The sequence below is a fragment of the Halomonas korlensis genome (assembly GCF_900116705.1).
GTDB lineage: Bacteria > Pseudomonadota > Gammaproteobacteria > Pseudomonadales > Halomonadaceae > Halomonas > Halomonas korlensis.
This window is the reverse complement of sequence record NZ_FPBP01000003.1, coordinates 74,038-100,606: the sequence shown is the minus strand read 5'-3', so window position 1 is coordinate 100,606 and position 26,569 is coordinate 74,038. Positions and strand designations below refer to the sequence as shown.

Sequence of the window (26,569 nt, the reverse complement as noted above, 5' to 3'; positions counted from 1 at the left end):
ATCACCGAGCGGGATGAAGCACAAGGCGCACAGCGCGCAGGAACCGGAGTGTACAAGCGGCTACATGAGGATTCCGAGCACTGTGCAACGCTGTGATTCGCCCGCGTAGGTATTGAGTCGGTACTTATCAATCGCCGATGACCATAACGGCCTCGGCCTCGACCTGACTGCCCTTGGGCAGTGCTCTTACGCCGACCGCCGCTCGCGCCGGGAAGGGCGTGGCGAAGAACTCCTCCATTACCCGATTGACGATGGCGAAGTTGTCGAGATCCACCAGGTAGAGATTGAGCTTGACCACGTCCTGGAGCGTACCGGCGGCTTCCTCGCAGACGGCCTTGAGGTTATTAAAGACCTGGCGCGTCTGTGCCTCGATATCGCCTTCGACGAGAGCCATGGTGGCGGGGTCCAGGGGAATCTGGCCGGACAGGTAGACGGTGTTGCCGGCCTTGATCGCCTGGGAATAGGGCCCGATGGCGGCGGGGGCTTTATCGGTATTGATGATGGCCTTATTGCTCATCAGTGTTCTCCGCGTGTGGGTAGTCGTTATAGAGTGTATGTCCGGATGGCAGACGAAAATCGCCACCTCAGGTACCGAGGCGATTGATCCTGCCAATATTGGCCAGGTTGCGCAGGCGCTTGATAATTCTTGCCAGGTGAACGCGATCGCGTACCGCCAAGGTCAGGTTGACAGTGGCGAGACGCGCGTCGCGCTCCTCGATGTCGATGCGTTCGATGTTGGCTCCGGCGCTGGTGACCAGCGCGGCGAGCTCGGCCACCAGACCCCGGCGGCTCTCCACTTCCAGGCGTAGGGCCACCGGGAAGTCCTCTTCTTCGATGTCCTGCGACCACTCAAGGGCAAAGAGCTTGTCCGGGTCGTTCTTCAGCTCGCTGAGATTGCGGCACTCGGTACGGTGTACCACGATCCCCTTGCCTGCCGAAAGGTGACCGATCACCGGGTCGCCCGGCAACGGGTGGCAGCAGCGGGCAAACTTGATGACCATGCCTTCGGCGCCACTGATAACAATGGGCTTCTGCGAGGCGGGGCCGACCGTGCGCTGGGGCAGCTCGCCGCGGTGCAGGTCGACCAGCCGGCGCGCCATCATATAGGTCACACGTGTCCCCATGCCGATCGACTCCAGCAGGGCATCGAGGTGCTTCAGCGACAGCTCGTCGAGCAGCGTCTCGACCGGCCCCGCGGGCAATTCTTCCAGGCTGGTCTCGAACTCGGCCAGGGCCTTGTTGAGCAGGCGACGCCCCAGTTGCACGGCCTCGGTATGCTGCTGGTGCTTGAGGGCGTGGCGAATCGCCGAGCGGGCCTTGGCGGTCACCACGAAATTGAGCCAGCCCAGGTTGGGGCGACCGCCGGGCGCGGTAATGATCTCGAGCGTCTGGCCGCTCTCCAGCCGGGTAGACAGGGGCGCCAGGCGCCGGTCGATGCGGCAGGCGATGCAGCTGTTACCGATATCGGTGTGCACGCTGTAGGCGAAGTCGATCACCGTGGCGCCTTGGGGAAGCTCCATGATGTCGCCCTTGGGGGTGAAGACATAGATATCGTCGGGGAAGAGGTCGTTCTTGACGTGCTCGATGAATTCCAGCGAATCCCCCGCGTGGCGCTGCATCTCGAGCAGGCCCTTGACCCAGGCGCGTGCCCGGGCATGACTGCCCTGGGCGATGGGGTGCTGGGTCTGTCCCGCCTTGTAGAGCCAGTGGGCGGCGATGCCGTTGTTGGCCATGGCCTCCATCTCGCGGGTGCGAATCTGCACCTCGATGGGCATGCCGCCACGACCGAACAGGGTAGTATGCAGGCTCTGGTAGCCATTGGCCTTGGGGATGGCGATATAGTCCTTGAAGCGCCCCGGGACCGGCTTGTAGAGGTTATGCACCACGCCGAGGATGCGGTAGCAGCTGTCGACGTCCTCGGTGAGGATGCGAAAGCCGAACACGTCCATGATCTCGGCGAAGGGTTTTCGCTGATACCGCATCTTCTTGTAGATGGACAGCAGATGCTTCTGGCGTCCGATGACGGTGCCGTTTAGCCCCTCGTCATCGAGGCTGCTCTGAAGGCTGGACTGCACCTGACGAATCGCCGAGCGGCGGTGGCCCCGGGCGCTCGAGACGGCGCGCTTGATCCGCTCGGCGCGCATCGGATACAAGGCCTGAAAGGACAGGTCCTCGAGTTCGACGCGGATAGTGTTGATACCCAGCCGGCTGGCGATGCGGGCGTAGATCTCCAGCGTCTCACGGGCGATCCGGCGCTTCTTGTCGGGGCGCAGTGCCCCGAGAGTGCGCATGTTGTGCAGGCGATCGGCGAGCTTGACGATAATCACCCGGATATCGCGAGACATCGCCAGCACCATCTTCTGGAAGTTCTCGGCCTGGGCGACCGCCTTGTCCTCGAAGGTGATCTGCGTCAACTTGGACACGCCGTCGACCAGCTCCGCCACCGGCTTGCCGAACTGCTCGGCAAGCGCCTCCTTGTCGATCCCCGTGTCCTCGATAACGTCGTGCAGCATGGCGGCCATCAGGCTTTGATGGTCCATGTGCATGTTGGCGAGAATGTTGGCTACCGCCAACGGATGGGTCACATAGGGTTCGCCGGAGCGGCGGCGCTGACCGTCGTGGGCCTGCTCGGCATAGTAGAAGGCACGCCTGACCTGCCGGATCTCATCCTGGGGGAGATAGCCGCCGAGTCGGTCGGCCAGGTCATCGATGGTAAACATACGGCGCGCCTTGAGTCCTGCGTGAATGCCCCGCGAGGGGAGGCGACAAGAAAGCCCTCGTGGATCACTCCTCGGCGGCGAATCCCGGCTCGGGTTCGCGACGCACCCGCACCGGTGCCTCAACGGGTTCGTCGAGGACGTGCTCGTCGATCAGGCCGCCGGCGATTTCGCGCAGCGCCATGACCGTGGCCTTGTCGTTCTCCCAGGGCAAGAGGGCGTCACGAGAGCCGCGCGCCAGCTGACGGGCACGCTGGGTGGAGATCATCACCAACTTGAAGCGATTTTCGACATGTTCCAGACAATCTTCGACTGTGACTCGCGCCATGGATGCCTTCCTGAATACTGACGGGAAAACCTCGGAGGCCGATTCGGTCCGAGGAGTCGTCTGTGGATAGATCGTTTAGATTACTCGACGCCGGGTGTGCGTGACAAGAGTGACGCCAGTAGCGGGCCGTGGCGTTCGCGCATTCGCGCCAGGGTCAGGCGGCGCGCGATGACCAATGATTGCAGCTCACGCAGCGCGGTGGTGAAGTCATCGTTGATCACCAGATAAGCGTATTCGTCGTGGTGCGACATCTCTTCCACCGCCTCGCGCATGCGCCGCTCGATCACCGCATGCTCGTCGGTGCCACGGCTGGCCAGGCGTCGCTCGAGCTCTTCCCGGGAGGGCGGCAGGATGAAGATGGAGACCGCATCGGGTAACTGACGCCTGACCTGACGGGCACCCTGCCAGTCAATCTCGAGGATCACGTCCTGGCCGGCGGCGAGCATGGCCTGCACGCTGGACTGCGAGGTGCCGTAGTAGTTATCGAATACCCGGGCATACTCGAAAAACTCGCCGCGCTCGATCATCGCCTCGAAGTCGGCCACCGCTACAAAATGGTAGTTGACGCCGTTGACCTCGCCCTGGCGCCGCTCACGCGTGGTATGCGAGACCGAGACCTGGAGGCCGTCGAGGCTCTCGACGAGTTCACGCACCAGGCTGGTCTTGCCGGCCCCCGAAGGAGCGGAAACGATGAAGAGCGTACCTTGCGGCATGAGTGTGCGTCCCTGAGGTGGCGACGAGAGTGAGCGGCAGCGAAAGGGGCAAAGTATCGCATACCCACCCCGGCCCTGCACCCGCTAGCCAGACGGGGCCAGCGCGGTTGGAAAGCCAGCCTGTGGACCAAACGTACCTTCTTGCCACTCATGAATAGGATTTGTGGATGAACGCATCGAACATCGAACTTGGCATGCTGGCACTGGCCGAGGCCGACCCCGATATTGCCCGTGCCCTCCCCTTGGTCGGCGCACCCTCCCCGCGTCAGCGCGGCCATGGTTTCCCAACGTTTTTCGGTACCATTGTCAGCCAACAAATTTCTACCGAAGCGGCCCGCGCCATTATGGGCCGGGTGAATACGCTGCTGCCGGAACTGCACGCCAAGGCGGTAATGGAGATAGAAGGACAAGCGTTGCGTGATGCCGGGCTCTCCTGGCGCAAGGTCGAGTACGCCAAGGGGCTGGCAGAAGCTGAGCTCGCCGGCACCTTTAGCGCTGATGGGCTAGTGCACTTAAGCGATGACGAAGTCATTGCCGCGATTACCCAGCTACGCGGCTTTGGCCGCTGGAGCGCCGAGATCTATCTGATGTTCTCGCTCAAGCGCCCGGATATCTTCCCCGCTGACGACCTCGCCCTGCGGGTAGCCCTCGGCCGCCTGAAAGGCATGGAGGCCAAGCCCACGCCCAAGCAGGCGCGCAATATGGTGGAGCATTGGGCGCCCTGGCGCAGCGTGGGTTCGCTGTTTCTATGGCACTACTATCGCGGCGAGCCGGTGTAGCGACTTTTGTATAAACCTTAAGCGTCCAGCCCGCCAAATCGGCCGCTCTGATAATCCTCGATCGCCTGAACAATCTCTTCGCGGGTATTCATGACGAAGGGGCCGTGGGAAACCACAGGCTCATCAATCATATCGGCGTGTCCATACAGCAGGTGCGCGTCGCGACTGACGTCGAGTTCGATGCTATCCCTGCTGATCCAGGTTCTTCAGGGTCGAGCCCAGGCCGCTGCAACCCTGCTTCGCCGCTTCTTGGTTATAAGTCTAATAGGGCATCGACTCCGGTCGTGGCCTATTCGCGATGTGCTCATGACAGGTGATGTAGCTTACAGCTTCATACAGCGCATCTCTTCGCCACCGGTGAATTGATAAACGTTATAGGGCTCACGCTGCGGCCCTTACAAGCCGGGGGTTGGTTCTGCGGCATTCTGTCGGCTGGTCTTCTACACTTGGCGTGAATCTATGCTGAATGGAGAAGATCTATGCCTCGGGGAGATGCGGTCGAAACGAGCAAGACAGCTCGGCTCTACCGCATGGTCATGGAAGAGCATCTCTGCCCCTTTGGTCTGAAGTGTAAGGACTTGCTGGAACGCAAGGGCTTCGATGTCGAGGATCACCACCTGACCACGCGGGAGGAGACGGAGGATTTCAAGGAGCAGCATGGTGTCGATACGACGCCCCAGACCTTCATCGGCGGCCAGCGTATCGGCGGCTATGACGAGCTGCGCGAGTACTTCGGCCTGGACTCGCCGAGCGAGGACGAGACCACCTATCAGCCAGTGATCGCACTGTTTGCCACGGCCTTGCTGATGGGGCTTGCGGTCAGCTGGACCGCCACCGGTTCGTTGATCAGTCCCAGGGTGCCCGAGTACTTCGTGGCAATCGCAATGGCCCTACTGGGGCTGCAGAAGCTCAAGGACGTCGAGAGCTTCAGCACGATGTTCCTCAATTACGACCTGCTGGCCCAGCGCCAGGTGCGCTACGGCTACGTCTATCCCTATGCCGAGACGCTGGCGGGCATCCTGATGCTGGCGGGCGCCTTGGTCTGGCTGGCCGCCCCCGTGGCGCTGTTTATCGGCACGGTGGGTGCCGTCTCGGTATTCAAGGCGGTCTATGTCGACAAGCGAGAGCTCAAGTGTGCTTGTGTGGGCGGGGACAGCAATGTGCCGCTGGGCTTCGTATCGCTGACCGAGAACCTGATCATGGTAGGCATGGGCATCTGGATGCCGCTGCGTATGTATGTGTTCTAGATTTACGCCGGCCAATCCAGGTCAGCGACAGGTAATACATCTGTTACAGGATGGGTTACGTGTTCATTTCGCAGCCCAAAGTTCATGTGCGAGATGCCGAAGCATCTCTTCTCATATAGCGAACGTGAGGTGTCACCATGCAGCCGAAAACCAGGCACCTAGCTCTGGGGGCAGTCATTGGCGTTCTAGCTTTTATTCTTATCGCTCTGGTAGTCGTCATCTGGGTTGCGTATTCAGGCGCCTACAATGTCTCTGCGACTCAAGGCCACTTGCCCTTCGTACGCTGGACACTTGAAACGACAATGAAAAATTCCATATCAGACAGAGCAGAATCCGTCCAGGCTCCTTCTCTGAGTGAGTCAATGGTGACTGCCGGAGCCACCCCCTACAAGTCGATGTGTGCGCACTGTCATGGTGGTCCAGGCGAAGAGCAGAGTGAATGGGCCAGCGGCATGCTGCCAGAGCCCCCCCATCTCCCCGACGTCATTTCCGAATGGAAGCCCAGTGAAGTGTTCTGGTTGGCTAAGCATGGGATGCGCATGAGTGGCATGCCAGCGTTCGGACCTACTCATAGTGATGATGAAATCTGGAACATAACGGCATTTGTCATGCAGTTGCCGGGCATGACGGAAGAGACATACGCGAGTTTCGACACGGAGAGTTCAGGAGAACACGGTCACTAAAGGAAAGCGATATGAACATGTCCTATTGGCGTTTCGGCGCGATGATCGCCACGTCAACAATCATTATGTACGGCATCATGTATCTCAATACCTATGCCTTTGAGCATGTGTTCTGGAGCGAAACCAGAGCATGGATGGCGCTTGTCATGGGTCCAGTGATGGCAATAGTCATGTTGAGCTTTATGCTCAATATGTATCAGAGCAAGGCGATAAATATTGCCATTTTTGTAGGCAGCGCTCTGCTTTTTTTTGCCGCACTATGGGTCGTCCGCAGCCAGTCAACGGTAGGCGATTCCGAGTACATGAAGGCAATGATTCCTCATCATTCCATTGCCATCTTGACCAGCGAGCGGGCACAAATTTCTGACCCGCGTGTTCGGAAGTTAGCAGATGAAATTATTGAAGCCCAGCGTCGTGAAATAGCAGAAATGAAGTATCTCATACGCGACTTAGAGAGGGCAGACTAATGTTCAGTATATCACATGGCTACCGTCAGCCTTTTATTGCCCTCACAGCCATACTGGGCACTATTCTACTTTCAAGCTGTGGTGATCACCCAGCCCCTGGGGAAGGCATGGAAGAGCCGATGATGCAGCACCCCTCTCCTGAAGTGGTAACGGCGCAGGAGGCTATCAATTCGCCAGATATTCCAGCCATTGACCCCCAAACCATGGCAACGGCTGAAATGGAGAAGGTATTGGGGGACGTTCCGTACTGCACCTACCGCTATACCATCGAAAGCCCGCCTATCTTGGCTATCAGCAACACGGAACAAGACCAAGGCTATCGTGGAGTCATTAAGATTCATGGCCGGTTAGTGGAGCTATCAGCTGACCAAAAGCCTAGTTATGAAAATTTACAGGAAGGCCTCGAGCTCTCTACAGAAGGATTAGAGATGAGAGTGGTTTTGGATGTCGAAGGGCCAGTATCAGAAGAATCAGATGAGGTCATTGCAGCAGAACTGCATTTCTCCCTTGAGCAGGGTTTGAACGCAGGTTACCTCGGCTGGTATCGGTGCGAACTAGAATAGCAAAGTACGGGATTGGCGAACCTTATTGAAAGTCTACACTGAGGTGCTCAAGGAATCTGTCTTCGGTCCGAGTAGCCTTTAATAGCGTTGCAATTATAACTTGAATCTGTCGGGACAATGAGTCCTGATCGGGATGGCCTTAGCCAAGGATAAGTGTTTGAAATAGGGAGTATCCATAAGGACATCATGCCTCTTTGTGGAGAGTAAGTTAGCATATTCTCCATTGTACTCCCCACTTAGCAGGAGCTTAAGGTGGATTTCAGTGGACGACCGTAGATAAGCCGTGTCTTACACCTCCTAAAAAAATGGCTTATGGACTTACCTGGTTGATCGTAGACATCACTCGGTATTCTGGATCTTAAGATGGGTTATGAATAATATTATGATTTAAAATCAAATATTTGGCTATTATTTTGGCAAAGTGAATATGGCCATACTACCCAATGTACTACCCAATGTACTACCCAATGTACTACCCAGTTGGCTGAGGCTGCTTAGCTAAAGCTTGGGCTGGTGGCATAGCACGTAGCTGACCTTGATGCAGGTGAGGTGGCATATTACGCGGGTGGGTTGTCGACACTCGTGTCGTCCGCGTGGTGTTGTTCAGTCCCATGGGAGTCTGCGAGAACCTGCATCCGTTGTCTTAGCGTGGCGACCTTTGCTCGGACCAGATTCAGATCGGCGAAAGTCGATTCCAGACCTGTTGCACGTGATTCTACCAAGCCTTGATATTCCACTCGCTCGTTCTCCCCTAGCACTGAGCTATCCCATCCCCCCGCCATGACTTCCAGACGGCATCGCAGATCGGTTTCTTCTGCCAGTGCGTTCAGCAAAGTATCTACCACCCGTTTATAGATTTTCTCGGTCTCCTGATACTTGACTCGCTGCTCCTTCAGGCGTCGTTGATAGGTTGCCTTGGCCTTTTTCGCCTTTTCTGTTTCGCGTTGGTAATCACGCGAGGCATCTTCGATCACCTGGCTGAGCGTCTCCACCTTGGATTGCTTGCGCTTCTTGGCCAGGGTGTGCAGCGCTCTGATGACTGAGAGTGGCACCTGGTGCGTCATCGTCTGCGTGTCTCTCTTATCCCGGCTCTTTTGCTGCCGCCATGCACCTTGCATTTTGCGATGCCGCTCACGGAACTCGGCTTTTCCCATCTGCGCCTCTATCGCGGCGACCAGTGCATTACCAGCCTGCGACACACCAAACGCGTATGGCATGTGGCTAAGAATGTGATCAGTCTGAGTGCGCTTGAGATACCCGATGATCCACTCCAGCTGCGTGCTGTCGTTCGGGTCAATCCAGGCCAGGGTCGCCGATTTCTTGGTCACGTGTTAGTGCTCTCCTTCCACGGCCAAGGCTGGGATGCCGAGGTTACTAGGCTGCCTGGCGAACGTTAATTGTTAGCTCAGGATGGGGCTATTTTACCTCTGTGACAAGTAACGTCACCTAGTAACAATGCTGAATTTCTTGCTCGCTTGGATTTTATAAGTATTCGGAGTAAGGTGTATCGATATCGAATACTTATTAATCCAGTCTTTGGCCAGAGCCCACACGTCTATGCCCCAAGCACTGTTCTATCTCGAAGACTCGTCATTGACGCCTGAGGCCCGCTGGCTACTCTGGCAATGGTCTCGGCATATCGGCCTTGAACGGGCTGTGACCTGCTCGGTGCGAGAGCTGTTGGCATCGTTGGGTATGACTTTGCGGCAGGGGCAGAAGGCTTTGATGTTGCTCAAGGAGCAGGGCGCCATCATCGCTACGCCGAAACCGAGAGGGCGGGGGCGTTCGAGCTACGAATACCGCTTAGCACCTGAGTTGCAGGAAAAAATGGCAACACAATCCTGCCCCGAGAGACCGCTGATGGATGTCGTGGAGCGCCTTGGGAATCTAGCTGAGGCGCCGGGTGTCGATACTCTTAACCAGACCCAGAATGAGCCCACTCAGGAAGATCAGGCGCAGGAAGAGACGGCGCACGACAGTTTGGACGAAAACGACGCCTCCTTGGATCCTAGCGACCCCCTTGTCGACATAGAGGCCAATTCAACCTCAGTGGAAGCGGCTAGCCCTCCGTTAGCACCTGATCAGGCGTCTCACGCCAACTTGCTCGATGGCGCGTCTCGCAAAGCCAGTCTCACGCTGGTCAACCGTTGGGTGCTGATGGTGCTATTTGCCCATGCCGATGAAAATGGCACCGTAATGGGGCTCGGCCATGCGCGCCTCCAGCGTCTGACGGGTTTGAGCTTGAGTCGTCTGCAGAGCCAGCGGCGTAAGTTATTCGATCATGGGGTGTTGGCTCGATACCAACCAGGACGCGCTGGTCGGGTACTGGGACATCGACTTCACTCTATTTACCACCTTGATCTTGATCATCCGAGTGTACGGAGCACAGGCAGGCCGGTGCTTCAATTGGAACTGTTGCCCTCGAGGACCGATACCCCTGACACTTCTCTGTGTGAGGTTATCGTGGACGCGATGTTCATGGCTGTTCGTACAGCGGGAAACCCCGACCAGCGAGAGGATTACCAACGTGCCAGGCTGGTTTTGCCGCGCACCGATTACGCCACTCCGCCGTGGGACATAGTTCGCGCGTTGCCTTTCGACCGTGAAGTGACGACTTGGCTACGGGTTTACGTCCACCGGGCAGCGACGCAGTTGTTGAATATCGCCTGGCAGCCGCTCAAGGAATGGGCAGCGGGACCTGACACCCCGGTCAACGTGGTAATGGAAGACCTCCATTCGGCATTGTCAGGTTCCAGAGTCGCGGGTTCTGAGGCCGCGCCAGATGATGCTCAAGACGTCACGCCCGAGCAAGCATCAGCCTCGGAGACGAACCACAAGGTGCCTCTTGCTCGACGCGAAGGCGAGTACGCCGCACTAGCGAAACTGCTCTATGCATTAGCCCACCATATCGCCAAAGAGCTCCAGCAGAACCTACTACCGTGGCAGGACTGCAATCCCGATGCCACGCTCAAGCTGGATACCCTGACCTATAGGCTGAGTGTAGCCTCCTCTGCCGCAGGCCCTGAGGGTAAGATAGGGCAATACTGGCGTCTGAGCTGCTATGAATCGGTGCCCGACAGTGCACCTGAAAACGGAGCTCCCCATGCAAGGGAGCCAGTTGTGTTACTCGTGATGCTTGATTGTTGGGTTTATAGAAACCCTCCAAGATGGCGTCGGGCCTGACACCTAGAGGCTTCAACCGTTTTACGCATAGCACGCCAACAATCGTGAGCATGCGCTCGGAGTAGACGTTGCGCACCACCGGACTCCCGGGAGGTCGGCGGCTGCCGGTTGTGCTTCAACAGCAGTGGGTAAGGAAGCGACCAGTCTTAAATTAAAAAATACTCGCCGGCTTCATCTCATGAAGGACTAACAGGAGTTCGACATGAGAGAGAACCTGATTCGAATCAAAGATGTCATGAAGCGCACCGGTCTCGCCAAGTCTACGATCTACAAATACATGAAAAAGGGTATATTTCCGAAGCAAATCAAATCTGGGACTCGGTTCGCCGCTTGGGTTGAGAGTGAGATCGAGGCCTAGATACAAAGTGCCATAGCAAGGAGGGACAATGACCTAGATTAGCACGATTTAGTTAAAATTTTATGATGTAATTCAAGACCTGCCATTACACCATCACCTTCCCTGTATATCCCAACCTGCCTGCATCGCCAGTCGATGAATCAGCATTCCTGACCCTTGTTTAATTATTATTACGCTAGTCAAGGAGATGGGGAGGGGCCTCCAGCCCCGTACCTACTAGAACAAGGGAAGCAGCGGAGAACACCCTACCCATAGACCAACGGATCCAGCGTAGCGCTGGAGGATTCATCGTGCCTGAAACAAACGCCCATAGACATCAAGTCATGGGCTATTCCCCATGTCAGTACAGGAGCTACCCCATGACACAGAGACATAAGTCCAACCCCAACCTGCACTTGGGCTTGAACACCTCATTCAGAGACATGCCCATTCAAGAGGAGTATTTACCGATGGTGACCGAATACCTCGATGTGCTCCAAGAGACGCTCGAAAATGCGCTGCATGAGTATCCTCGGGTGCTCGCTTTCCGGGTCGACCCGGTCATCCCCACAGAGATCAGTGAACTCATGACAGTGGTGGACCATCATTGGTTGATCGGGAAGTTCATTGCTTCTTTAAAGGCCATCATCAAACACGACCGCGAGCAAAAGCGGCGGAGCGGCTGGGTGCCTGATACCAGGGTGCGCTACGTCTGGTGTCGCGAGGTGGGTGAGAATGGCAAGCCTCACTACCACTTCTTCCTGATCCTCAACCGCGATGCCTACCACATGATCGGTGAGGCATGCTCCCCCAATGAAAACCTGTTCAACCGTATCTCTCGGGCCTGGTACAGCGCGCTGGGCGTGGAGTGGAATCCGCAGGAGCCATGGATACATGTACCGGAAAACCCGATGTACTGGATCGACAAGCATGATGCCGAGAGCTTCCAGAGGGCCTTCTATCGAGCGTCCTATCTGTGCAAGGCCGATACGAAGCACTACGGCCAGGGGATGCGGGCTTTCTGTACTAGTCGGAACTGAGAAGTAGTTCTCACCCGATATGGCATCAATCAGCCATCTACGCTTCTGGCCCGAACAGGAAAACATGGGCGTTAGCCGGTACTCTTGCAGAAAGTAGATATTAGTAAGCATTAATCATGAGGCCTTGAGCAAAGGCTGCCGGCTTATCGAGCCCTCCAGGGAAGGGGGGCTTCAAGAGAGCAGCCATGGTTCGTGCCCACGGGATATCCAGGGGATTGAGGAGGAACTGTGCAGCAGCCGGAAGAGCAGGCCAGGACTCGGATCGACCAGCTACTGAGCGATGCGGGCTGGGTGATTCAGGACAGAAATGATTTCGACCGCCATGCAGGGCTAGGTGTAGTCGTGCGGGAATTCCACCTCCCCGCCGGATACTGTGACTACCTGTTGTTCGTCGACGGTAAGGCAGCCGGGGTGATCGAGGCCAAGAAGGTCGGAGTGACCCTCAGCAGTGTGGCCGAGCAGTCGGCCAAATACGTGGCCCAACTACCCGAGCACTTGGCTCGTTGGGATCAACAGCTCGTTTACCACTACGAGAGCACAGGGGAAGAGACATTCTTCTGCAACTTACGCGACCCCAAGCCTCGTTCGCGCCGTCTGTTCGCCTTTCATCGCCCGGAAACGCTGCATGAGTGGCTACGCCAGCCGGAGACCCTGCGTGCCCGGCTGCGCACCATGCCAGCGCTCGAGACCAAGGGGCTTCGGGAATGTCAGGTAGAGGCCATTCACGGCCTGGAGCACTCCCTGGCGGAGGACCAGCTGAGGTCACTGATCCAACTAGCCACCGGTGCAGGAAAAACCTTTACGGCCTGCTCCTTTTCCTATCGGCTGATCAAGCATGCTGAGGCCAAGCGCATCCTCTTTCTGGTCGATCGCAATAACCTCGGCGATCAAACTTTGAAGGAGTTTCAGAACTTTCAACCGGTGGGGGCGGCCAACCGCTTCACCGATACCTACATTGTTCAGCATCTGCATGGCCACCGCATCGATCCTGATGCCAAGGTGGTGATCACCACTATCCAGCGCCTCTATGCCATGCTGCGTGGCAAGCCGCTGGACGAGTCGGAGGAGGAAGTCTCGGCATTTGAAAAGTGGGAAGGGGAGCCGGGAGTGGTGCTGCCGCTCACCTACAACCCCGAGATCCCCATCGAGACCTTCGACTTCATCATCACCGACGAGTGTCACCGCTCCATCTACGGCCTGTGGCGACAGGTGCTGGAGTACTTTGATGCTTCCCTCATCGGCCTGACCGCGACACCGTCCAAGCACACGCTGGGTTTCTTCAATCAGAACCTGGTGGCGGAATATCCTTACGAGCGCTCGGTGGCCGATGGTGTCAATGTTGGCTACGAGATCTACCGTATCCGCACTCGGGTGACCGAGGAAGGCGGCAAGGTGGAGCCTGGCGATGTCGGCTACCAGGTGCCGGTGCGCGATCGGCGCACTCGACGACTGCGCTACGAGACCCTGGATGAGGAACTGGCCTACAGCGGCAAGGAGCTCGATCGCTCCGTGGTCAATCCCAATCAGATTCGCACCGTGCTGCAAACCTACCGCGATAGAGTGTTCACCGAACTGTTCTCGGAGCGCAGCGGTGATTGGCTACCCAAGACGCTGATCTTTGCGAAGGACGACAACCATGCCGAAGAGATCGTCCATGCCGTGCGGGAGGTATTCGGCGAGGGCAACAACTTCGCCAAGAAGATCACGTACCGCAATAGCGGTGAGGACCCCAAGGCGTTGATCAAGGCGTTTCGGGTCGACCCCATGCCCCGCGTCGCCGTCACCGTGGATATGATCGCCACCGGTACCGACATCAAACCGGTGGAAGTGCTTATCTTCATGCGCGACGTGAAGTCCGAGGGGTACTACGAGCAGATGAAAGGGCGCGGCGTGCGCACCATTCCCAATGCCGATCTGAAGGCGGTGACCCCGGATGCCGAGACCAAGACTCGTTTCATCCTGATTGATGCCGTGGGGGTATCGGAATCGAAGAAGAACGCTAGCCAACCGTTGGAACGCAAGCGGACGCTCAGTTTCGATGCATTGTTGGAGCAGGTGGCCATGGGGCGCCGCGATGAAGACGCCATGTCCTCCTTGGCGGCCCGCCTGGTCGCGTTGGACCGCAAGCTGACGGACGAGGATCGCCGCCGCCTGGCCGAGGCCAGCGGTGGCCAGGCGCCTCGCCAGTTGGCCAATCGGTTGCTTGATGCCATCGACCCGGACGCCCAGCAGGCGGCGATCACCGAGCGTCACGGCCTGTCCCCTAACCCGCAGCAGGAAGAGGAGGTAGTGGAGGGACTGCTGGATGAGGCCTGCCGGCCCTTCGACAGGCCCGAGCTGCGGCATCTGCTCAAGGACATCAAGCAGAAGCGCGATATCGTCATCGACGAGGTGACTACCGATACGCTGGTGGATGCCGATTTCGACCTGCAGCGCGCTGAACAGACCATCACCAGCTTCAAGGACTTTATCGAGGATCACCAGGATGAACTGACCGCCTTGCAGATCCTCTACAACCAGCCGCTGGGGCAGCAACGGCTGACGTATACCGCCATTCGTGAATTGGTCATCGCCATGCTGGAACTGCCCCCTCATCTGGCCGTGGCCAACGTCTGGCAGGCCTACAAGCGCCTGGAAGCCTCCCAGGTTCGCGGTGCCCCGGTGGATGAGCAGCTCACCGAAGTGGTCAGCCTGGTGCGCTACGCGCTTGGCCAGGCCGACACACTAGAGCCGTTCGGTTCCGCGGTGGAACGGCGCTTCAATCTCTGGCTGGGCCGCGAGAAAAAGGCCGGTCGCGAGTACAGCGCCGAGCAGGAGGAGTGGCTGCGCACGATTGCCGCCTACATCGCCGCCAATGCCGAGATAGCCCCGCAGGATTTCATGGAGGCCCCCAGCCTGGCCGACAAGGGTGATATCCTGCGTGCTCGACAGGTGCTGGGCAATGGACTGAATGAGATGCTGAATGAGCTGCAAGAGGCGTTGGTGGCGTGATGGTTGTACAGCGCATGGAACTGCCTGAGGGATGGACACTTTGTGATATCGCAGGTGTAACCGATTCAGTGGAGAAATTAGACCCACGGTCTGAACCGGATCGCCTGATTGCTTATATCGATATATCGAGTATTGATAATCAGTCGAACAATATATCAGAAGGTAAGCCCTTCTTGATTTCTGAGGCTCCATCTAGGGCTCGGCAAATCGTAAAGCAAGGCGACGTCCTTTTTTCTTTGGTTAGGCCTTACCTTAGAAATATTGCACTTGTCACTCCTGAGTTTGACGGTGAGGTGGCTTCGACTGGTTTTTCGGTCCTTCGTCCGTCGAAGGCGATTGACCATAAGTTTTTGTACTACAAGGTGACGTCAAAAGAATTCGTTGATCTGGTTTCCGGCGAACAATATGGCGTAAGTTATCCAGCTGTAAAAGATAAACAGGTGCGTGCTCATCCAGTCGCCCTGCCGCCGATCAATGAACAACGCCGTATCGTCGATAAGATCGAGTCTCTATTCGCCCAACTGGACCATGGCGAGGCCGCCCTGCGTAATGTGCAGAAGCTGCTGGTTCGCTATCGTCAGTCCGTCCTCAAGGCCGCCGTCACCGGCCAGCTGACCGCCGATTGGCGTGCCGATAAGACTGACCACTTGGAGCATGGCCATGTATTGCTGGAACGCATCCTGCAGACGCGGCGGGAAAACTTGCAGGGGCGGGGCAAGTACAAGGAGCCGGTTGCACCCGATACCAGCAACCTGCCGGCGCTGCCTGAGGGGTGGGTATGGGCATCGGTTGATCAGCTCCATACTCACCTGACGAGCGGGTCTCGGGCATGGAAAAAATATTATGGTAGCGGTGATGGCGTATTCATCATGGCTCAGAATGTGCGCCCCATGAGATTCGATTTGTCCGAGAAATTCTTGGTTGACCCACCGCAGGATAGCCCGGATGCGGTTCGAAGTGAGGTGAGAAAGGATGATGTTCTCATCACGATAGTTGGGGCAAATACGGGGGATGTGTGCCGCTTTCCTAGTGATGTAGGGCGCCATTATGTTTGTCAGAGTGTTGCACTCCTTAGATTGGCAGATGCCGCTCTCAGCCCATTTATTGAGACCTTTCTGGCCAGCAAGGGCGCTGGACGTGATCAGCTCGAAAAATTTATATATGGAGCTGGACGCCCGCATTTGAGCTTTGAGCAACTTCGTACTGTGGTTGTGCCAATGCCACCTTTAGGTGAGCAGACCGAAATCATGCAGCGGGTAAGCGGGAAGCTGGATGAGATTAAGCAGATTGATATCGCTTGTCAGGCTGAACTCACTCGTTCCGCCGCTCTGCGTCAGTCCATCCTCAAGGAGGCCTTTGCAGGCAAACTGGTACCCCAGGACCCCAACGACGAACCTGCCGACGAGTTGCTGGCCCGTATCAAGGCCGCCCGCGCTGCTGAAACACAGAAGACCCGCAAGAAGGCCACCGCATGAGCGACCTGAAACTCTTCCAATCCCAGGGCGATGCACTGTGCGAGCTGGAAAGCACATCGGCACCTCTGGAGCGTGCGCTGCAGACGCAGTTCGAGCGCAACCTGGAGCCCCTTCTGGGCGTGCGCTTTCTCGCCTCGGAGTACACCACCAGCCATGGCGGGCGCATGGATACGCTGGGCATCGATGAGAATAGCTATCCGGTCATCATCGAGTACAAGCGCGATCGCTCCGAGAACGTGATCAATCAGGGGCTGTTCTACCTGGACTGGCTGATGGATCACCGCGGCGACTTTGAAATCTTGGTGCGTGACCGCTTCGGCAAGGAGGCGGCCGCTCAGATCGAATGGAGCGCGCCGCGCCTGATCTGCATCGCCAGTGACTTCAACCGCTACGACGAGCACGCCGTTAAGCAGATGAGCCGTAACATCACGCTGGTCCGCTACAAGCGATTTGGCGAGGCCTTGCTGTTGCTGGAGCGCCTGACTGAAACATCGGCAACGCCAGCACCCGCGACAGATCCTGTGACCGGTATGGCCAAGGTCAATAAGTACAAGACCGTGTCCGAGAGCATGGCCGATGCTGACAGCGAGCTGGCGACCCTCTACGCGGACATCGAGAACTTTCTGCTTGGCAGAGGTGACGACGTCACCAAAAAGACCTTGAAGAATTACTTTGCCTTCCGTCGCATGAAGAATTTCGCCTGCGTGGAGGTCAAGCCGTCGATTGGCGTCGTGCGAGTCTATTTAAAGATCAACCCCGACGCGATCGAGTGCAAAGATGGATTTGCCCGCGACGTGCGGATGGTCGGCCATTTCGGCACTGGTGATCTGGAAGTGACACTGAAGTCCCATGATGATCTTGAGCGCGCAAAGCCGCTGATCGTCCAATCTTACGAGGCGTCCTGATGAGCAACGAACAACTCGTCTCCAAGGTTTGGAACTACGCCCATGTGCTGCGCGACCAGGGCGTCTCCTATGGCGACTACATCGAGCAGATCACTTACCTGCTGTTCCTCAAGATGGATGAGGAGCGCGTGGAGCTGCTGGGAGAGGAAACCTCCGTTCCCAGCCAGTGGCGCTGGGCCAAGTTGGTGGTGAAGGACGGCGACGAGCTGGAGCTTCAGTATCGTCACACCCTGGAGGCACTGGCCCGCGAAAGTGGGCTGATCGGCACCATCTTCCGCAAGTCCCAGAACAAGCTCTCCGACCCGGCCAAGCTCAAGCGGGTGGTCAGCCTGATCGACAAGGAAGGCCCCTGGGTTGGCCTTGAGGTCGATGTTAAGGGAGATATCTACGAGGGCCTGCTGGAGCGCAACGCCTCCGAAGTAAGATCCGGTGCCGGCCAGTACTTCACCCCGCGTCCGGTGATCGACGCCATCGTGAAGTGCATCAATCCACGGATCGATGAGACCGTCTGCGATCCTGCCTGCGGTACCGGGGGCTTTTTGCTCTCCGCCTTCGAGCACATGAAGACCCAGAGCCAGGACCGCGATAAACAGCGACAACTCCGTAAAAGTGCCCTACACGGCGTGGATATCGTTGATGAGGTGGTGCGCCTGTGCGCCATGAACCTTTACCTGCACGGTATCGGCAACGGCGGCAGCCCGGTGGTGCAGGGCGATGCCCTATCCGGCGATGGCGGTAAGCGCTTCGACACGGTGTTGACCAACCCGCCGTTCGGTAAGAAATCCAGCTACAAGGTGGTGGGGGAAGACGGCTCGGTGAGCACCGAGCGCGAAAGTTACGAGCGTGAAGACTTCAAGTTCTCGACCTCGAACAAGCAGATCAATTTCCTCCAGCACATCATGACCATCCTCGACACCCACGGCCGCGCCGCTGTGGTGCTGCCGGATAACGTGCTGTTCGAAGCCGGCCGTGCGGGAGAAGGCATTCGCAAGCGCCTGTTGGAGGGCTTCAACTTTCACACCCTGCTCCGCCTGCCCACCGGCATCTGGTATAGCCCCGGGGTGAAGGCCAACGTACTGTTCTTCGACAAGCGCCCGGCCTCGAAGGAAGCCCAGACCAGGGAGCTGTGGGTCTACGACTACCGCACCAACGTCCACAAGACGCTCAAGACCAAGCGGCTGACCCACGCTGACCTCGATGACTTCGTGCGCTGCTACCACGAGCGCCAGGAAACTGAGCGCTTCCGCCGCTTTAGCTACGATGAGCTGATTCAGCGCGACAAACTCAACCTGGATATTTTCTGGCTCAAAGACGACAGCCTGGAAGACATCGATAGCCTGCCGGAGCCGGACGTGCTGGTTACTGAGATCGTCGAGAACCTGGAGGCGGCGCTTGAGCAGTTTCGCAGTGTGAGCGCGGAGCTGGCGGGGGAGTCGGAGTGAAAGCGAGCGGATTCCATCGAGATTCGGGTCTCAGGTGAGTCGACTTTTTATGTGGTTGCTGCCGGCTATGGGATTTCTCTTAAGCTATTTGCCACACGACTACGATTGCGCCCGCAGCATCACGCTTGTAGAGCTAATGTTGAAAACACGTTATCAAGGATAACCAGTGGCTTACGCTTTTAAACGTCGACCATCCGGAGCGACGCTGGCGACATCAGCGCGGCTGGCTCAGCGTGGCCAGGTTACAACCTGGGGCATCCAAGCTTTCTTCGGTACACGAGTGAGAGCGCTTCATTAAGGAACAGCATTACTCACTGTAGCGCAAAACCCTGAAAGGCTTTCGGTTGTGTGAGGGGGGGCATAAGAGCCTCCAAAGCAACGGCAACGGCCAACAACCTCGCATCGTCATGGTAAGGGCCGTTCAACTGCAGGCCGAGTGGCAGTCCGGCCGAGTCAACGCCCATCGGCAGCGTGACGGCGCACCAGTCAAAATAGTTGGCGGGCTGTGTGTTGCGCGTCATGCCCATGGCGGCCTGCATCGCCGTGCCTGGATCATCTAGCTCGCTCAACCGACAGGGAGGCGCCTGGGTGGTGGGACTCACGATGATATCGACCTGATCGAATAGGGGGCTGGCCGCTTCCCTGTGGCGACGGCGTTCTTCGGACAGTGCCAGATACTGATGAGCCTTGATGTCGAGCCCCTTTTCAATGCGGGCACGAATGATCGGGTCAATGCGTTCCTGGTTGGCCAGAAAATACTCCTCGCCCAGCCAGGCCAACAAGTGAGCCGGCATGGCGACGGGAAAGTAGCGCTCCCGCCCATCTACATTCGGCACATGAACTGGCGCTTGTCTGATGCCACTCGCTTCGAACACGGAAAGGGCGTGTTCGAATGCATTTTTCATCTCCGGATCGATCCCATCGAGGAAGTAATTATCGGGCACGCCCAGTGTCAACTTGCCGGGCGTCACCGGAGCCTGACGGGGATGAGACGATGGATTGATTCGAGCGTTTAGCGCCTCGAAGGCAATGGCAGCGTCCTGGGCGGTCCGGGTGAGCAGCCCGATGGAGTCGGTATTGGGCTCCAGGGGAAAGGCACCGTCGGTGGGCCATAGGCCCACTGTGGTCTTCAGTCCGAAAAGACCGCACATGGCTGCCGGCACCCTCACCGATCCCCCCGTGTCGCTGCCAATAGACAAGGCACAAAGGCCCGAGGCCAGCGCCACTCCAGCCCCCGAACTGGATCCTCCGGGCAGGCGGTGATGGCGATCATCCCAAGGATTCCAGGGCGTGCCACGAGACAGGGAATGCCCCGTTATCCCCAGCGCGAATTCCACCATCCGGGTGGTCCCCAGAATCACACAGCCAGACGATTTCAACGCGCGAATGAAGGTCCCTTCGCGCGTTCCCAACCTGTCCTGAAGGGGCAGGTTGGAGCCAGCATGCGGCGTCATCCCCTCGACAACGAACAGATCCTTGACCGACACCGGCAAGCCCATCAATGGCCCCAGGTCGACCCCACTGGCCAGCAGCATGTCCATGGCACGGGCGTTGGCCAGAGCTCGGGAAGCATCCATTTGCTCATAGGCGCTGAGTAACGGGTCAAGTACCTCGATGCGTGTCAGGTAAGCCTCTACGGCTTGCTCTGACGTTATCTCACCCCGGCGTAGCGCGTCGGCGAAGCCGGCAATTCCCAGTGACGCCACTGGATCCTTGGGGAGGGTCATGGAAGCTCCTTGCTCAGTGATGGAGGGCCGACCAGGTCAAGCGGCCAGCCTCATGGTTGAAGCGTTTGTGGATGCTGGCTTGCAGCCGCTTGCCAGCATGGTCTATACATGAGTAGTCGCAAATAGATGAAAAGACAAAAAATCGATATACATTCATTGTGTAGATACTAACAAGAGGCAGAACAATGAAGAAATGGATCGCAGCCGCTTCGGTGGCACCCTGGCTACTGTCGGCACCCGCCGTGCTGGCAGATATCGAGGTCGGTGTCATCAATAGCCTGTCAGGCCCCTTCGCCGCCTTCGGTGAACGCTATCAGGCCGGCATGGAAGTGGCGCTGGAGGAAATCAACGCAAGCGGAGGTGTGAAGGGCGAACCTCTGGCCCTGGCGGTGCAGGATGATCGTTCGGAAGCCACCAGTGCGCTGGCGGCCATCGAGTCACTCAATCGTCAGGACGTTCCCCTGATCATGGGTTCCTATGCTTCGAGCATCACCGGCCCGATGGCCCAGCTAATGACCCGCCAGGAAATTCCGCTCATTGTGCTCGGCAGTGCGGATAACAGCATCACCAAGCCGGGTTCCCCCTGGGTGTTCCGTGCCAAGCACAACTCCTCGATCGTCGCCGAGAGCTACTTCGACTATTTCGACTATCTGCGTGAAAACTTCGACGACAGCCTGGAAACCGTCGCCATGTTGTATGGCAATGGTGCCTGGCCGGAGTCGCTGGCCGAAGAAGGAGCGCGTCTAGCCGAAGAGCGTGGCTATGAGATCGTCGGTGATCAGTCCTACGATCAAGGAACCTCCGACTTCCGCCCCATCCTCAACCGCTTCCGCTCCGAAGAGCCCGATATCCTGTACGTGGTGGCCTACGCCGAAGATGGGGTGGCGATTGCGCGTCAGATGCGGGAAGTGAACCTCAATGCCAAGGCCGTGGCCATCGACACCGGTGCTGCGCTGCCGAGCTTCATCGACCAGGTCGGTGACCTTTCCGAGTATGTGGCCACCGTGGTGAGCTGGAGCAAGGACGTACAGTACGAAGGGGTGGAAGACCTTTACGAGCGCCTCAAGGAAAAAACGGGTGAAGAACCCACCTTCTACGAAGCGGAAGGTTACCTGGCCCTCCGTGTCGCAGCCGATGCCCTGGAGCGTGCCGAGTCTCTCGAGCGCAGTGACGTGAGAGATGCCCTGGCCGAGACCGACTTGGACACGCCGGTCACCCATGTCGTCTTCGAAAGCTTCGACGGCTTCCAAGGGCAGAACCCCATTCGCAGTCTCGTACTGCAGATCCAGGATGGTGAGCACGTCACCGTCTTCCCGGACGATCTGGCTGCCGAAGACGTTCGTTTTCCAACACCGGAGTGGGACGAGCGCTGATAGGCAATCCTGCATGGCACAACCAGAGAGTTCGTGATGTTCGACTATGTCTCCTTCCTGCAGAACCTGTCCAACGGGGTGTTGATCGGCGGGGTCTACGCATTGATCGGGGTGGGGCTGACGCTGGTATTCGGTGTGATGAAAACCATCAACTTTGCCCATGGGGACTTCGTCATTCTGGGCATGTACTGCGCCGTACTGCTCAACACCTTGTTTGGCTGGGATCCTTACCTCTCTCTGCTTGTTGCCATGCCTCTCGGCTTTCTGACCGGGGCGGTCCTGCAGCGGGTGGTGCTCTCCCGATTGGTAGAGGCACCGCCGGAAAGCTCGCTGCTGGTCACGCTAGGCCTTGCCCTGGTCATCGGCAATATCCTGCTGCTGACGTTTGGCGCCGAGCCCAAGTCGGTCAACGTGGCGTATGCCTCCAGCACGGTTTCCCTGGGGGCGGTCAGCTTCTCGTTGATCCTGCTGCTGGCCGGACTGGCGACGATGGTAGTGATTGCTGGCCTGTATGCCGTCCTCAACCATACCGAGCTGGGGCGGGCCATTCGCGCCACCGCTGACAATCGCCTGGGGGCGGAGCTTGTCGGTATCAATACCCGCTGGATCGAAGCGGTGGTATTCGGCATCGGCATGTCTCTGGCGGTCACGGCGGGCGTTGTGCTGATCCCGCTGCTATTCGCCACTCCCACCTTTTCAGGGGCAATCTTCACGCTCAAGGCGTTCGTGGTCACCGTGCTCGGGGGGCTGGGCAACATCGGGGCCGCCATCGCCGGGGGCCTGTTGCTGGGCGTGGTGGAAGTCATGGGCGCGTCATACCTCACCTCGGACTACCGTGACGCCTACGGGCTTCTGGTGTTCCTGCTGGTGTTGTTGCTGCGTCCCGAGGGCCTGTTCGGCAAGACGGTGAAGCGCGTATGAAAAAGCATTACTTCATCCTTGCTGGGTTGATCCTGCTGGGAATTCTCTATCCGCAGATGTTCCCTGGCTATCTGTCAGTGGCCATTACCTTGTTGTTGTACGCTGGCTGGGCCACCGCCTGGGACATCCTGGGTGGATGGGCTGGGCAGGTAAGCCTGGGGCATGCCAGCTTCGTGGGGCTTGGCGCTTATTTCGTTGCGGTTGGGACCGCACACCATGAAATTGCGCCTTGGTGGTCGATCCTGATGGGCTTGGTCGCCGCCGCCATGCTGGCCTACCTGTGGGGCCGCTTGACCTTCAAGCTCAAGGGGCCCTATTTCACGCTATCCACCATCGCTATCGCTGAGATCCTGAGACTGATCGCCATCAATGAAGGCTGGCTGACTGGCGGCGCTACCGGGGTCTTCATCATGGTGCTGCCGGAGCCCTTCGGGTTGGATCTGTTCTCGCGACAGGTCAACTACTACCTGGCCTTGGCATTTGCAGCGACTACAGTGCTGATCGTGATGCTCATATCGCGCAGCAAGTTCGGCTATCAGTTACGCGCCGTGCGCGAGGATGAGGATTCGGCCATGGCCTCGGGCATCAACCCTACGACCGTGAAGCTGAAGGCATTCATGATCTCGGGCGCATTGGCCGCACTTGGAGGCGGCATCTACGCGATCTTCCTCTCCTTCATCGAGCCGCACATCATCTTCTACCTCCTGCTGTCGGTGCAGATTGCCTTGACGGCGATCATCGGTGGCCGGGGGACGATCTGGGGGCCTTGCGTGGGGGCATTCCTGCTCGTGGGTTCGGGCGAGGTCTTCCGCACCACCTTCGCAGAAGCCAACATGCTGATTTACGGGTTGCTGATCATGTTGGTGGTCATGTTCATGCCTCGGGGAATCGTTGGCGAGCCGGCGCGTTATCTGATCAGGAGAGCTTATGCCAAGCGCGCTCAAGGCTGAGGGCATTACCGTGACGTTCGGTGGTGTGGTGGCGGTGGATGATGTTTCCCTCGATGTCGAGCAAGGCAAGATTCTCGGGCTGATCGGACCCAACGGGGCCGGCAAGACCACCTTGTTCAATGCTCTGACAGGTTTTGTCACGCCCCAATCGGGCCGTATCCAATTGCATGGCAAGGACATTACCCGTCTTCCCCCTTACCTTCGTACCCGTGCGGGTATCGGGCGTACGTTTCAAACCGAAAGGCCCTTCGAAGAGCTGACATTGCTTGAAAACGTACTGGTAGCGTCCTTCCTCAAGGAGCCCAAGCGCAAGCATGCCGAACGGCTGGCCATGGAAGTTCTTGAAAAGGTGGGTCTCGCTGACCGTCATGATCAGCCGGCACTGGATCTCAACCTGGCTAGACGTCGGCGTCTGGAACTGGCCAAGGCATTGGCCGTCCGGCCCAGCGTACTGTTTCTCGATGAGATGATGGCAGGCCTCAACCCGCCGGCGCTTAAGGAAATGATCGGATTCGTACGCCAACTGGCCGACCAGAACCTGACCATCGTGATGGTCGAACACATCATGGAGGCCATCATCGAACTGTCAGACCATGTGATCGTCATGGCCAATGGAGGCGTGATCACCGAGGGCCTGCCACGCGATGTGATCGAAGATCCCCGCGTCATTACCGCCTACCTGGGGGAGGACTGATGACGGAGCAAGCGGCTAACGTACTCAGCGTCAAGAACGTGGATCTTGGTTACGGCTCCTTGAAAGTGGTATTCGGCGCTTCATTGACCGTCAGTGCCGGTGAGTTGGTCGGATTGATCGGCGGCAATGGCAGTGGCAAGTCCACCATCCTTCGGGCGATCTCAGGGATGATCAAGCCATGGAAGGGGACCATCCACTTCGCTGGGCAGGAGGTTTCGGGGCGCAAGCCGTATGAGATGGCGAGACTCGGACTCGCCCACGTCCCGATGGGCCGCCAGTTGTTCGGCAACATGACAGTGCACGATAACCTGCTGTTGGGGGCATCACTCCCCTCGGCACGGGAGCATCGAGACGAGAATCTGGAAAAGGTGCACACCCTGTTTCCTGATCTCGAGACGTATGCGCGCGAAAAGGCAGCGCAACTCTCAGGGGGGCAACAGCAGATGGTGGCCATTGCTCGCGCGTTGATGCTCGGCCCCAAGATGCTGTTATTGGATGAACCCAGCCTGGGATTGTCGCCCCTGCTGGTCAAGGATGTGATGGCGGCGATTCGACGGGTCGCCGATACCGGCATGCCCATCCTGTTGGTCGAACAGAACGTCAAACAGGTACTGCAGGTTAGCGACCGGGCCTATGTGCTGGAAAATGGTTATCAGGTGCTGGATGGCCCTTCCCACGCGCTGCAGGACAATGAAATGATAAAGAAAGCCTACCTGGGTTTATAAACAAGGATGAAGTATGAAACTCGACGTTCTCCGAAAGCCAGGGAAGCGCAAAGAAAGGGCTCTTCGACGTTGGGTGTGGAATGTTCCACCTGAGTTGGACCAGGACATTATCACCCGATGAGGCCTTTACCAGTTGATGAAGTCCAGCAGCTCATCAGTGTCTGTAAGCTTCCACATCAGAACCGGGTTGCCCAGCTTCAGTCGAGGACAGTTCTTGCTATTGAGTTTGGTGTTAGGTGACTTCGCGGTGTCATAACGACGACGGAGCAAATAACCGCTCTCCTCAGCACTGGGAAACACCTCGCTCCACAGCGTGATCGATGCCAACGGGCAACAGCTCTCCTTACTCGATTCGGCACAAAGCGAGGCCAAGTGCGAGTGCAGCGCTAGGCGGATGGCTGCGATGGACGACCTGAATCAGAAGATGGGACGTGGTACGATAAAATTAGGCCTACCTAATAAGAAAGCTGCTTGGCATCTGCGGTGTGCGAACCGCGCACCGAGATGGGCAACGAGGTGGGATGCGTTGTCCTCGCCCAACGCTGATTGGAAAACTGAGAAGAAAATATGATCGACCAGTTCAAGGAGTGGATGCTCGACATCCAAAACATAGCTCTCGATGCAAAGCGGGATGCGGCGCTAGCCGAAGGCGATGAGTCATTATGGAAGCGACAGATATGGCGCAGCCCAGACAAGAACTCAGCGATCAAAGCCCGCTTCAGAGACGAGGGAGAGAAGTTAGGATATCGTTCGCGTCCTTCCTACAAGACCGGTGCCGGAGAATGGCTTTACGATTTCGTATGGAGGAAATTCGACGATGAAGGCCACCTCCAGGAAGTGGTCTTGGCCATGGAAATCGAGATGTCTGACACAAAGATGAGCTGGATCATGAAGGATTTCACTAAGCTCCTGCAGTCAGATGCTCCCTACAAGATATTCATATTCCAACTCAAGACTGAGACGGATGTGAGTGAAGCCATGGAACACTTCAAGCAAACGGCACACCGGTACAAGTCGAAACTGCCTGCCGAGGTACTCCTTTGTGGCTGGAGCACATCGCTGAATAGGTTTTTACTCACTGATTTCAAATTAGGCAGCGGCGCCCTCACATAGGGGTAAGCAGCTCAGCCACCTCTATCCTCGGGCGGTTCACCTGTGTTCTCACCGGCCAATGCGTGATCAATCCCACGTCCAGATGATGTGCCACCTGGCGGATCGTCTCGCGGTCGGTCAGGTCAGGGTCGAGCCACGACGCCAGGCTTTCGGCATCTAAGGTCAACGGCATGCGCGAAATAATCTTCTTGGCTCA

Annotated in this window: 27 protein-coding genes and 1 pseudogene; 19 read left to right on the top strand and 9 right to left on the bottom strand. The window is 57.6% G+C overall.

Going from position 1 to position 26,569, the window contains the following annotated elements:
• Positions 1-127: 127 nt before the first annotated feature.
• The 4 genes from BM341_RS05205 to gmk all read right to left on the bottom strand — a co-directional run bounded on the left by BM341_RS05205 (position 128) and on the right by gmk (position 3,758).
• On the bottom strand, positions 128-517 hold the full coding sequence (locus BM341_RS05205) for a RidA family protein (protein WP_089793638.1): 390 nt from the start codon (positions 515-517) through the stop codon (positions 128-130).
• A gap of 67 nt (positions 518-584) precedes the next feature.
• Positions 585-2,720 (bottom strand): RelA/SpoT family protein, encoded by a 2,136-nt coding sequence (locus tag BM341_RS05200; protein ID WP_089793636.1) that lies wholly within the window; start codon positions 2,718-2,720, stop codon positions 585-587.
• A 64-nt stretch (positions 2,721-2,784) separates the two neighbouring features.
• Positions 2,785-3,045: a DNA-directed RNA polymerase subunit omega gene (gene rpoZ / locus BM341_RS05195; RefSeq protein WP_089793634.1), complete on the bottom strand. Its 261-nt coding sequence runs from the start codon at positions 3,043-3,045 to the stop codon at positions 2,785-2,787.
• 80 nt (positions 3,046-3,125) lie between these two features.
• A complete protein-coding gene (gmk, locus tag BM341_RS05190) occupies positions 3,126-3,758 on the bottom strand; it encodes a guanylate kinase (RefSeq protein WP_089793632.1) in 633 nt (210 codons plus the stop codon).
• Positions 3,759-3,925: 167 nt separating this feature from the next.
• Between gmk and BM341_RS05185 the strand changes: the two genes are divergently transcribed.
• On the top strand, positions 3,926-4,537 hold the full coding sequence (locus BM341_RS05185; protein WP_089793629.1) for a DNA-3-methyladenine glycosylase family protein: 612 nt from the start codon (positions 3,926-3,928) through the stop codon (positions 4,535-4,537).
• Between the two features lie 17 nt (positions 4,538-4,554).
• Here the strand turns inward: BM341_RS05185 and BM341_RS19485 are convergent.
• Positions 4,555-4,725, bottom strand: a pseudogene (locus BM341_RS19485) (pirin-like C-terminal cupin domain-containing protein); the annotation flags it as partial.
• A 291-nt stretch (positions 4,726-5,016) separates the two neighbouring features.
• Here BM341_RS19485 and BM341_RS05175 point away from each other — a divergent pair.
• The 4 genes from BM341_RS05175 to BM341_RS05160 all read left to right on the top strand — a co-directional run bounded on the left by BM341_RS05175 (position 5,017) and on the right by BM341_RS05160 (position 7,497).
• Positions 5,017-5,784, top strand: coding sequence for a glutaredoxin family protein (locus BM341_RS05175; protein ID WP_089793625.1), 768 nt, complete (start codon positions 5,017-5,019; stop codon positions 5,782-5,784).
• A gap of 137 nt (positions 5,785-5,921) precedes the next feature.
• Complete coding sequence (locus BM341_RS05170) at positions 5,922-6,467, top strand: c-type cytochrome (protein WP_089793623.1); 546 nt, start codon at positions 5,922-5,924, stop codon at positions 6,465-6,467.
• An 11-nt stretch (positions 6,468-6,478) separates the two neighbouring features.
• On the top strand, positions 6,479-6,934 hold the full coding sequence (locus tag BM341_RS05165) for a DUF305 domain-containing protein (protein WP_089793621.1): 456 nt from the start codon (positions 6,479-6,481) through the stop codon (positions 6,932-6,934).
• Entirely contained in the window at positions 6,934-7,497 is a 564-nt protein-coding gene (locus tag BM341_RS05160; protein ID WP_342713867.1) for a DUF6692 family protein, read from the top strand. The genes BM341_RS05165 and BM341_RS05160 overlap by 1 nt, the downstream gene beginning before the upstream one ends.
• Before the next feature lie 557 nt (positions 7,498-8,054).
• Here the strand turns inward: BM341_RS05160 and BM341_RS05155 are convergent.
• Entirely contained in the window at positions 8,055-8,825 is a 771-nt protein-coding gene (locus tag BM341_RS05155; protein ID WP_089793617.1) for a hypothetical protein, read from the bottom strand.
• 229 nt (positions 8,826-9,054) lie between these two features.
• On the opposite strand from BM341_RS05155, the gene BM341_RS05150 reads away from it, so the two are divergent.
• The 7 genes from BM341_RS05150 (at position 9,055) to BM341_RS05120 (ending at position 18,870) form a co-directional block, all read left to right on the top strand.
• Positions 9,055-10,680 (top strand): hypothetical protein, encoded by a 1,626-nt coding sequence (locus tag BM341_RS05150; RefSeq protein WP_089793615.1) that lies wholly within the window; start codon positions 9,055-9,057, stop codon positions 10,678-10,680.
• Positions 10,681-10,882: 202 nt separating this feature from the next.
• Entirely contained in the window at positions 10,883-11,038 is a 156-nt protein-coding gene (locus BM341_RS05145; protein ID WP_089793613.1) for a helix-turn-helix transcriptional regulator, read from the top strand.
• Positions 11,039-11,397: 359 nt separating this feature from the next.
• On the top strand, positions 11,398-12,057 hold the full coding sequence (locus BM341_RS05140; protein ID WP_175507802.1) for an inovirus Gp2 family protein: 660 nt from the start codon (positions 11,398-11,400) through the stop codon (positions 12,055-12,057).
• A 228-nt stretch (positions 12,058-12,285) separates the two neighbouring features.
• Positions 12,286-15,048 (top strand): type I restriction endonuclease subunit R, encoded by a 2,763-nt coding sequence (locus BM341_RS05135; RefSeq protein WP_089793609.1) that lies wholly within the window; start codon positions 12,286-12,288, stop codon positions 15,046-15,048.
• Positions 15,048-16,523: a restriction endonuclease subunit S gene (locus BM341_RS05130; protein WP_089793607.1), complete on the top strand. Its 1,476-nt coding sequence runs from the start codon at positions 15,048-15,050 to the stop codon at positions 16,521-16,523. Before BM341_RS05135 ends, BM341_RS05130 begins: the two co-directional genes overlap by 1 nt.
• On the top strand, positions 16,520-17,428 hold the full coding sequence (locus BM341_RS05125) for a DUF5655 domain-containing protein (protein WP_089793605.1): 909 nt from the start codon (positions 16,520-16,522) through the stop codon (positions 17,426-17,428). The genes BM341_RS05130 and BM341_RS05125 overlap by 4 nt, the downstream gene beginning before the upstream one ends.
• Positions 17,428-18,870 carry a type I restriction-modification system subunit M gene (locus tag BM341_RS05120; protein WP_089793603.1) on the top strand — a complete coding sequence of 481 codons (1,443 nt, stop codon included), beginning with the start codon at positions 17,428-17,430 and terminating at the stop codon, positions 18,868-18,870. Before BM341_RS05125 ends, BM341_RS05120 begins: the two co-directional genes overlap by 1 nt.
• Before the next feature lie 311 nt (positions 18,871-19,181).
• Here BM341_RS05120 and BM341_RS05115 read toward each other — a convergent pair whose 3' ends face one another.
• On the bottom strand, positions 19,182-20,597 hold the full coding sequence (locus BM341_RS05115) for an amidase (protein ID WP_089793601.1): 1,416 nt from the start codon (positions 20,595-20,597) through the stop codon (positions 19,182-19,184).
• A 185-nt stretch (positions 20,598-20,782) separates the two neighbouring features.
• Here BM341_RS05115 and BM341_RS05110 point away from each other — a divergent pair, with 185 nt between their 5' ends.
• The 5 genes from BM341_RS05110 to BM341_RS05090 are packed head-to-tail and all read left to right on the top strand — an operon-like array spanning position 20,783 to position 25,260.
• Positions 20,783-21,970 (top strand): ABC transporter substrate-binding protein, encoded by a 1,188-nt coding sequence (locus BM341_RS05110; protein WP_089793599.1) that lies wholly within the window; start codon positions 20,783-20,785, stop codon positions 21,968-21,970.
• 36 nt (positions 21,971-22,006) lie between these two features.
• Positions 22,007-22,891 (top strand): branched-chain amino acid ABC transporter permease, encoded by an 885-nt coding sequence (locus tag BM341_RS05105; RefSeq protein ID WP_089793596.1) that lies wholly within the window; start codon positions 22,007-22,009, stop codon positions 22,889-22,891.
• Positions 22,888-23,841, top strand: a complete 954-nt coding sequence (locus tag BM341_RS05100) for a branched-chain amino acid ABC transporter permease (RefSeq protein ID WP_089793594.1) — start codon at positions 22,888-22,890, stop codon at positions 23,839-23,841. Before BM341_RS05105 ends, BM341_RS05100 begins: the two co-directional genes overlap by 4 nt.
• Positions 23,819-24,535, top strand: a complete 717-nt coding sequence (locus BM341_RS05095) for an ABC transporter ATP-binding protein (protein WP_089793591.1) — start codon at positions 23,819-23,821, stop codon at positions 24,533-24,535. The genes BM341_RS05100 and BM341_RS05095 overlap by 23 nt, the downstream gene beginning before the upstream one ends.
• Positions 24,535-25,260 (top strand): ABC transporter ATP-binding protein, encoded by a 726-nt coding sequence (locus BM341_RS05090; protein ID WP_089793589.1) that lies wholly within the window; start codon positions 24,535-24,537, stop codon positions 25,258-25,260. The genes BM341_RS05095 and BM341_RS05090 overlap by 1 nt, the downstream gene beginning before the upstream one ends.
• A 126-nt stretch (positions 25,261-25,386) precedes the next feature.
• Here BM341_RS05090 and BM341_RS05085 read toward each other — a convergent pair whose 3' ends face one another.
• Positions 25,387-25,587: a hypothetical protein gene (locus BM341_RS05085; protein WP_089793587.1), complete on the bottom strand. Its 201-nt coding sequence runs from the start codon at positions 25,585-25,587 to the stop codon at positions 25,387-25,389.
• Positions 25,588-25,654: 67 nt separating this feature from the next.
• Between BM341_RS05085 and BM341_RS19480 the strand changes: the two genes are divergently transcribed.
• Entirely contained in the window at positions 25,655-25,831 is a 177-nt protein-coding gene (locus BM341_RS19480) for a DUF4113 domain-containing protein (protein WP_089793585.1), read from the top strand.
• Entirely contained in the window at positions 25,828-26,373 is a 546-nt protein-coding gene (locus BM341_RS05075; RefSeq protein WP_089793583.1) for a hypothetical protein, read from the top strand. The genes BM341_RS19480 and BM341_RS05075 overlap by 4 nt, the downstream gene beginning before the upstream one ends.
• Here the strand turns inward: BM341_RS05075 and BM341_RS05070 are convergent.
• On the bottom strand, positions 26,366-26,554 hold the full coding sequence (locus BM341_RS05070; protein ID WP_342713874.1) for an SOS response-associated peptidase family protein: 189 nt from the start codon (positions 26,552-26,554) through the stop codon (positions 26,366-26,368). The genes BM341_RS05075 and BM341_RS05070 overlap by 8 nt on opposite strands.
• Positions 26,555-26,569 lie beyond the last annotated feature (15 nt).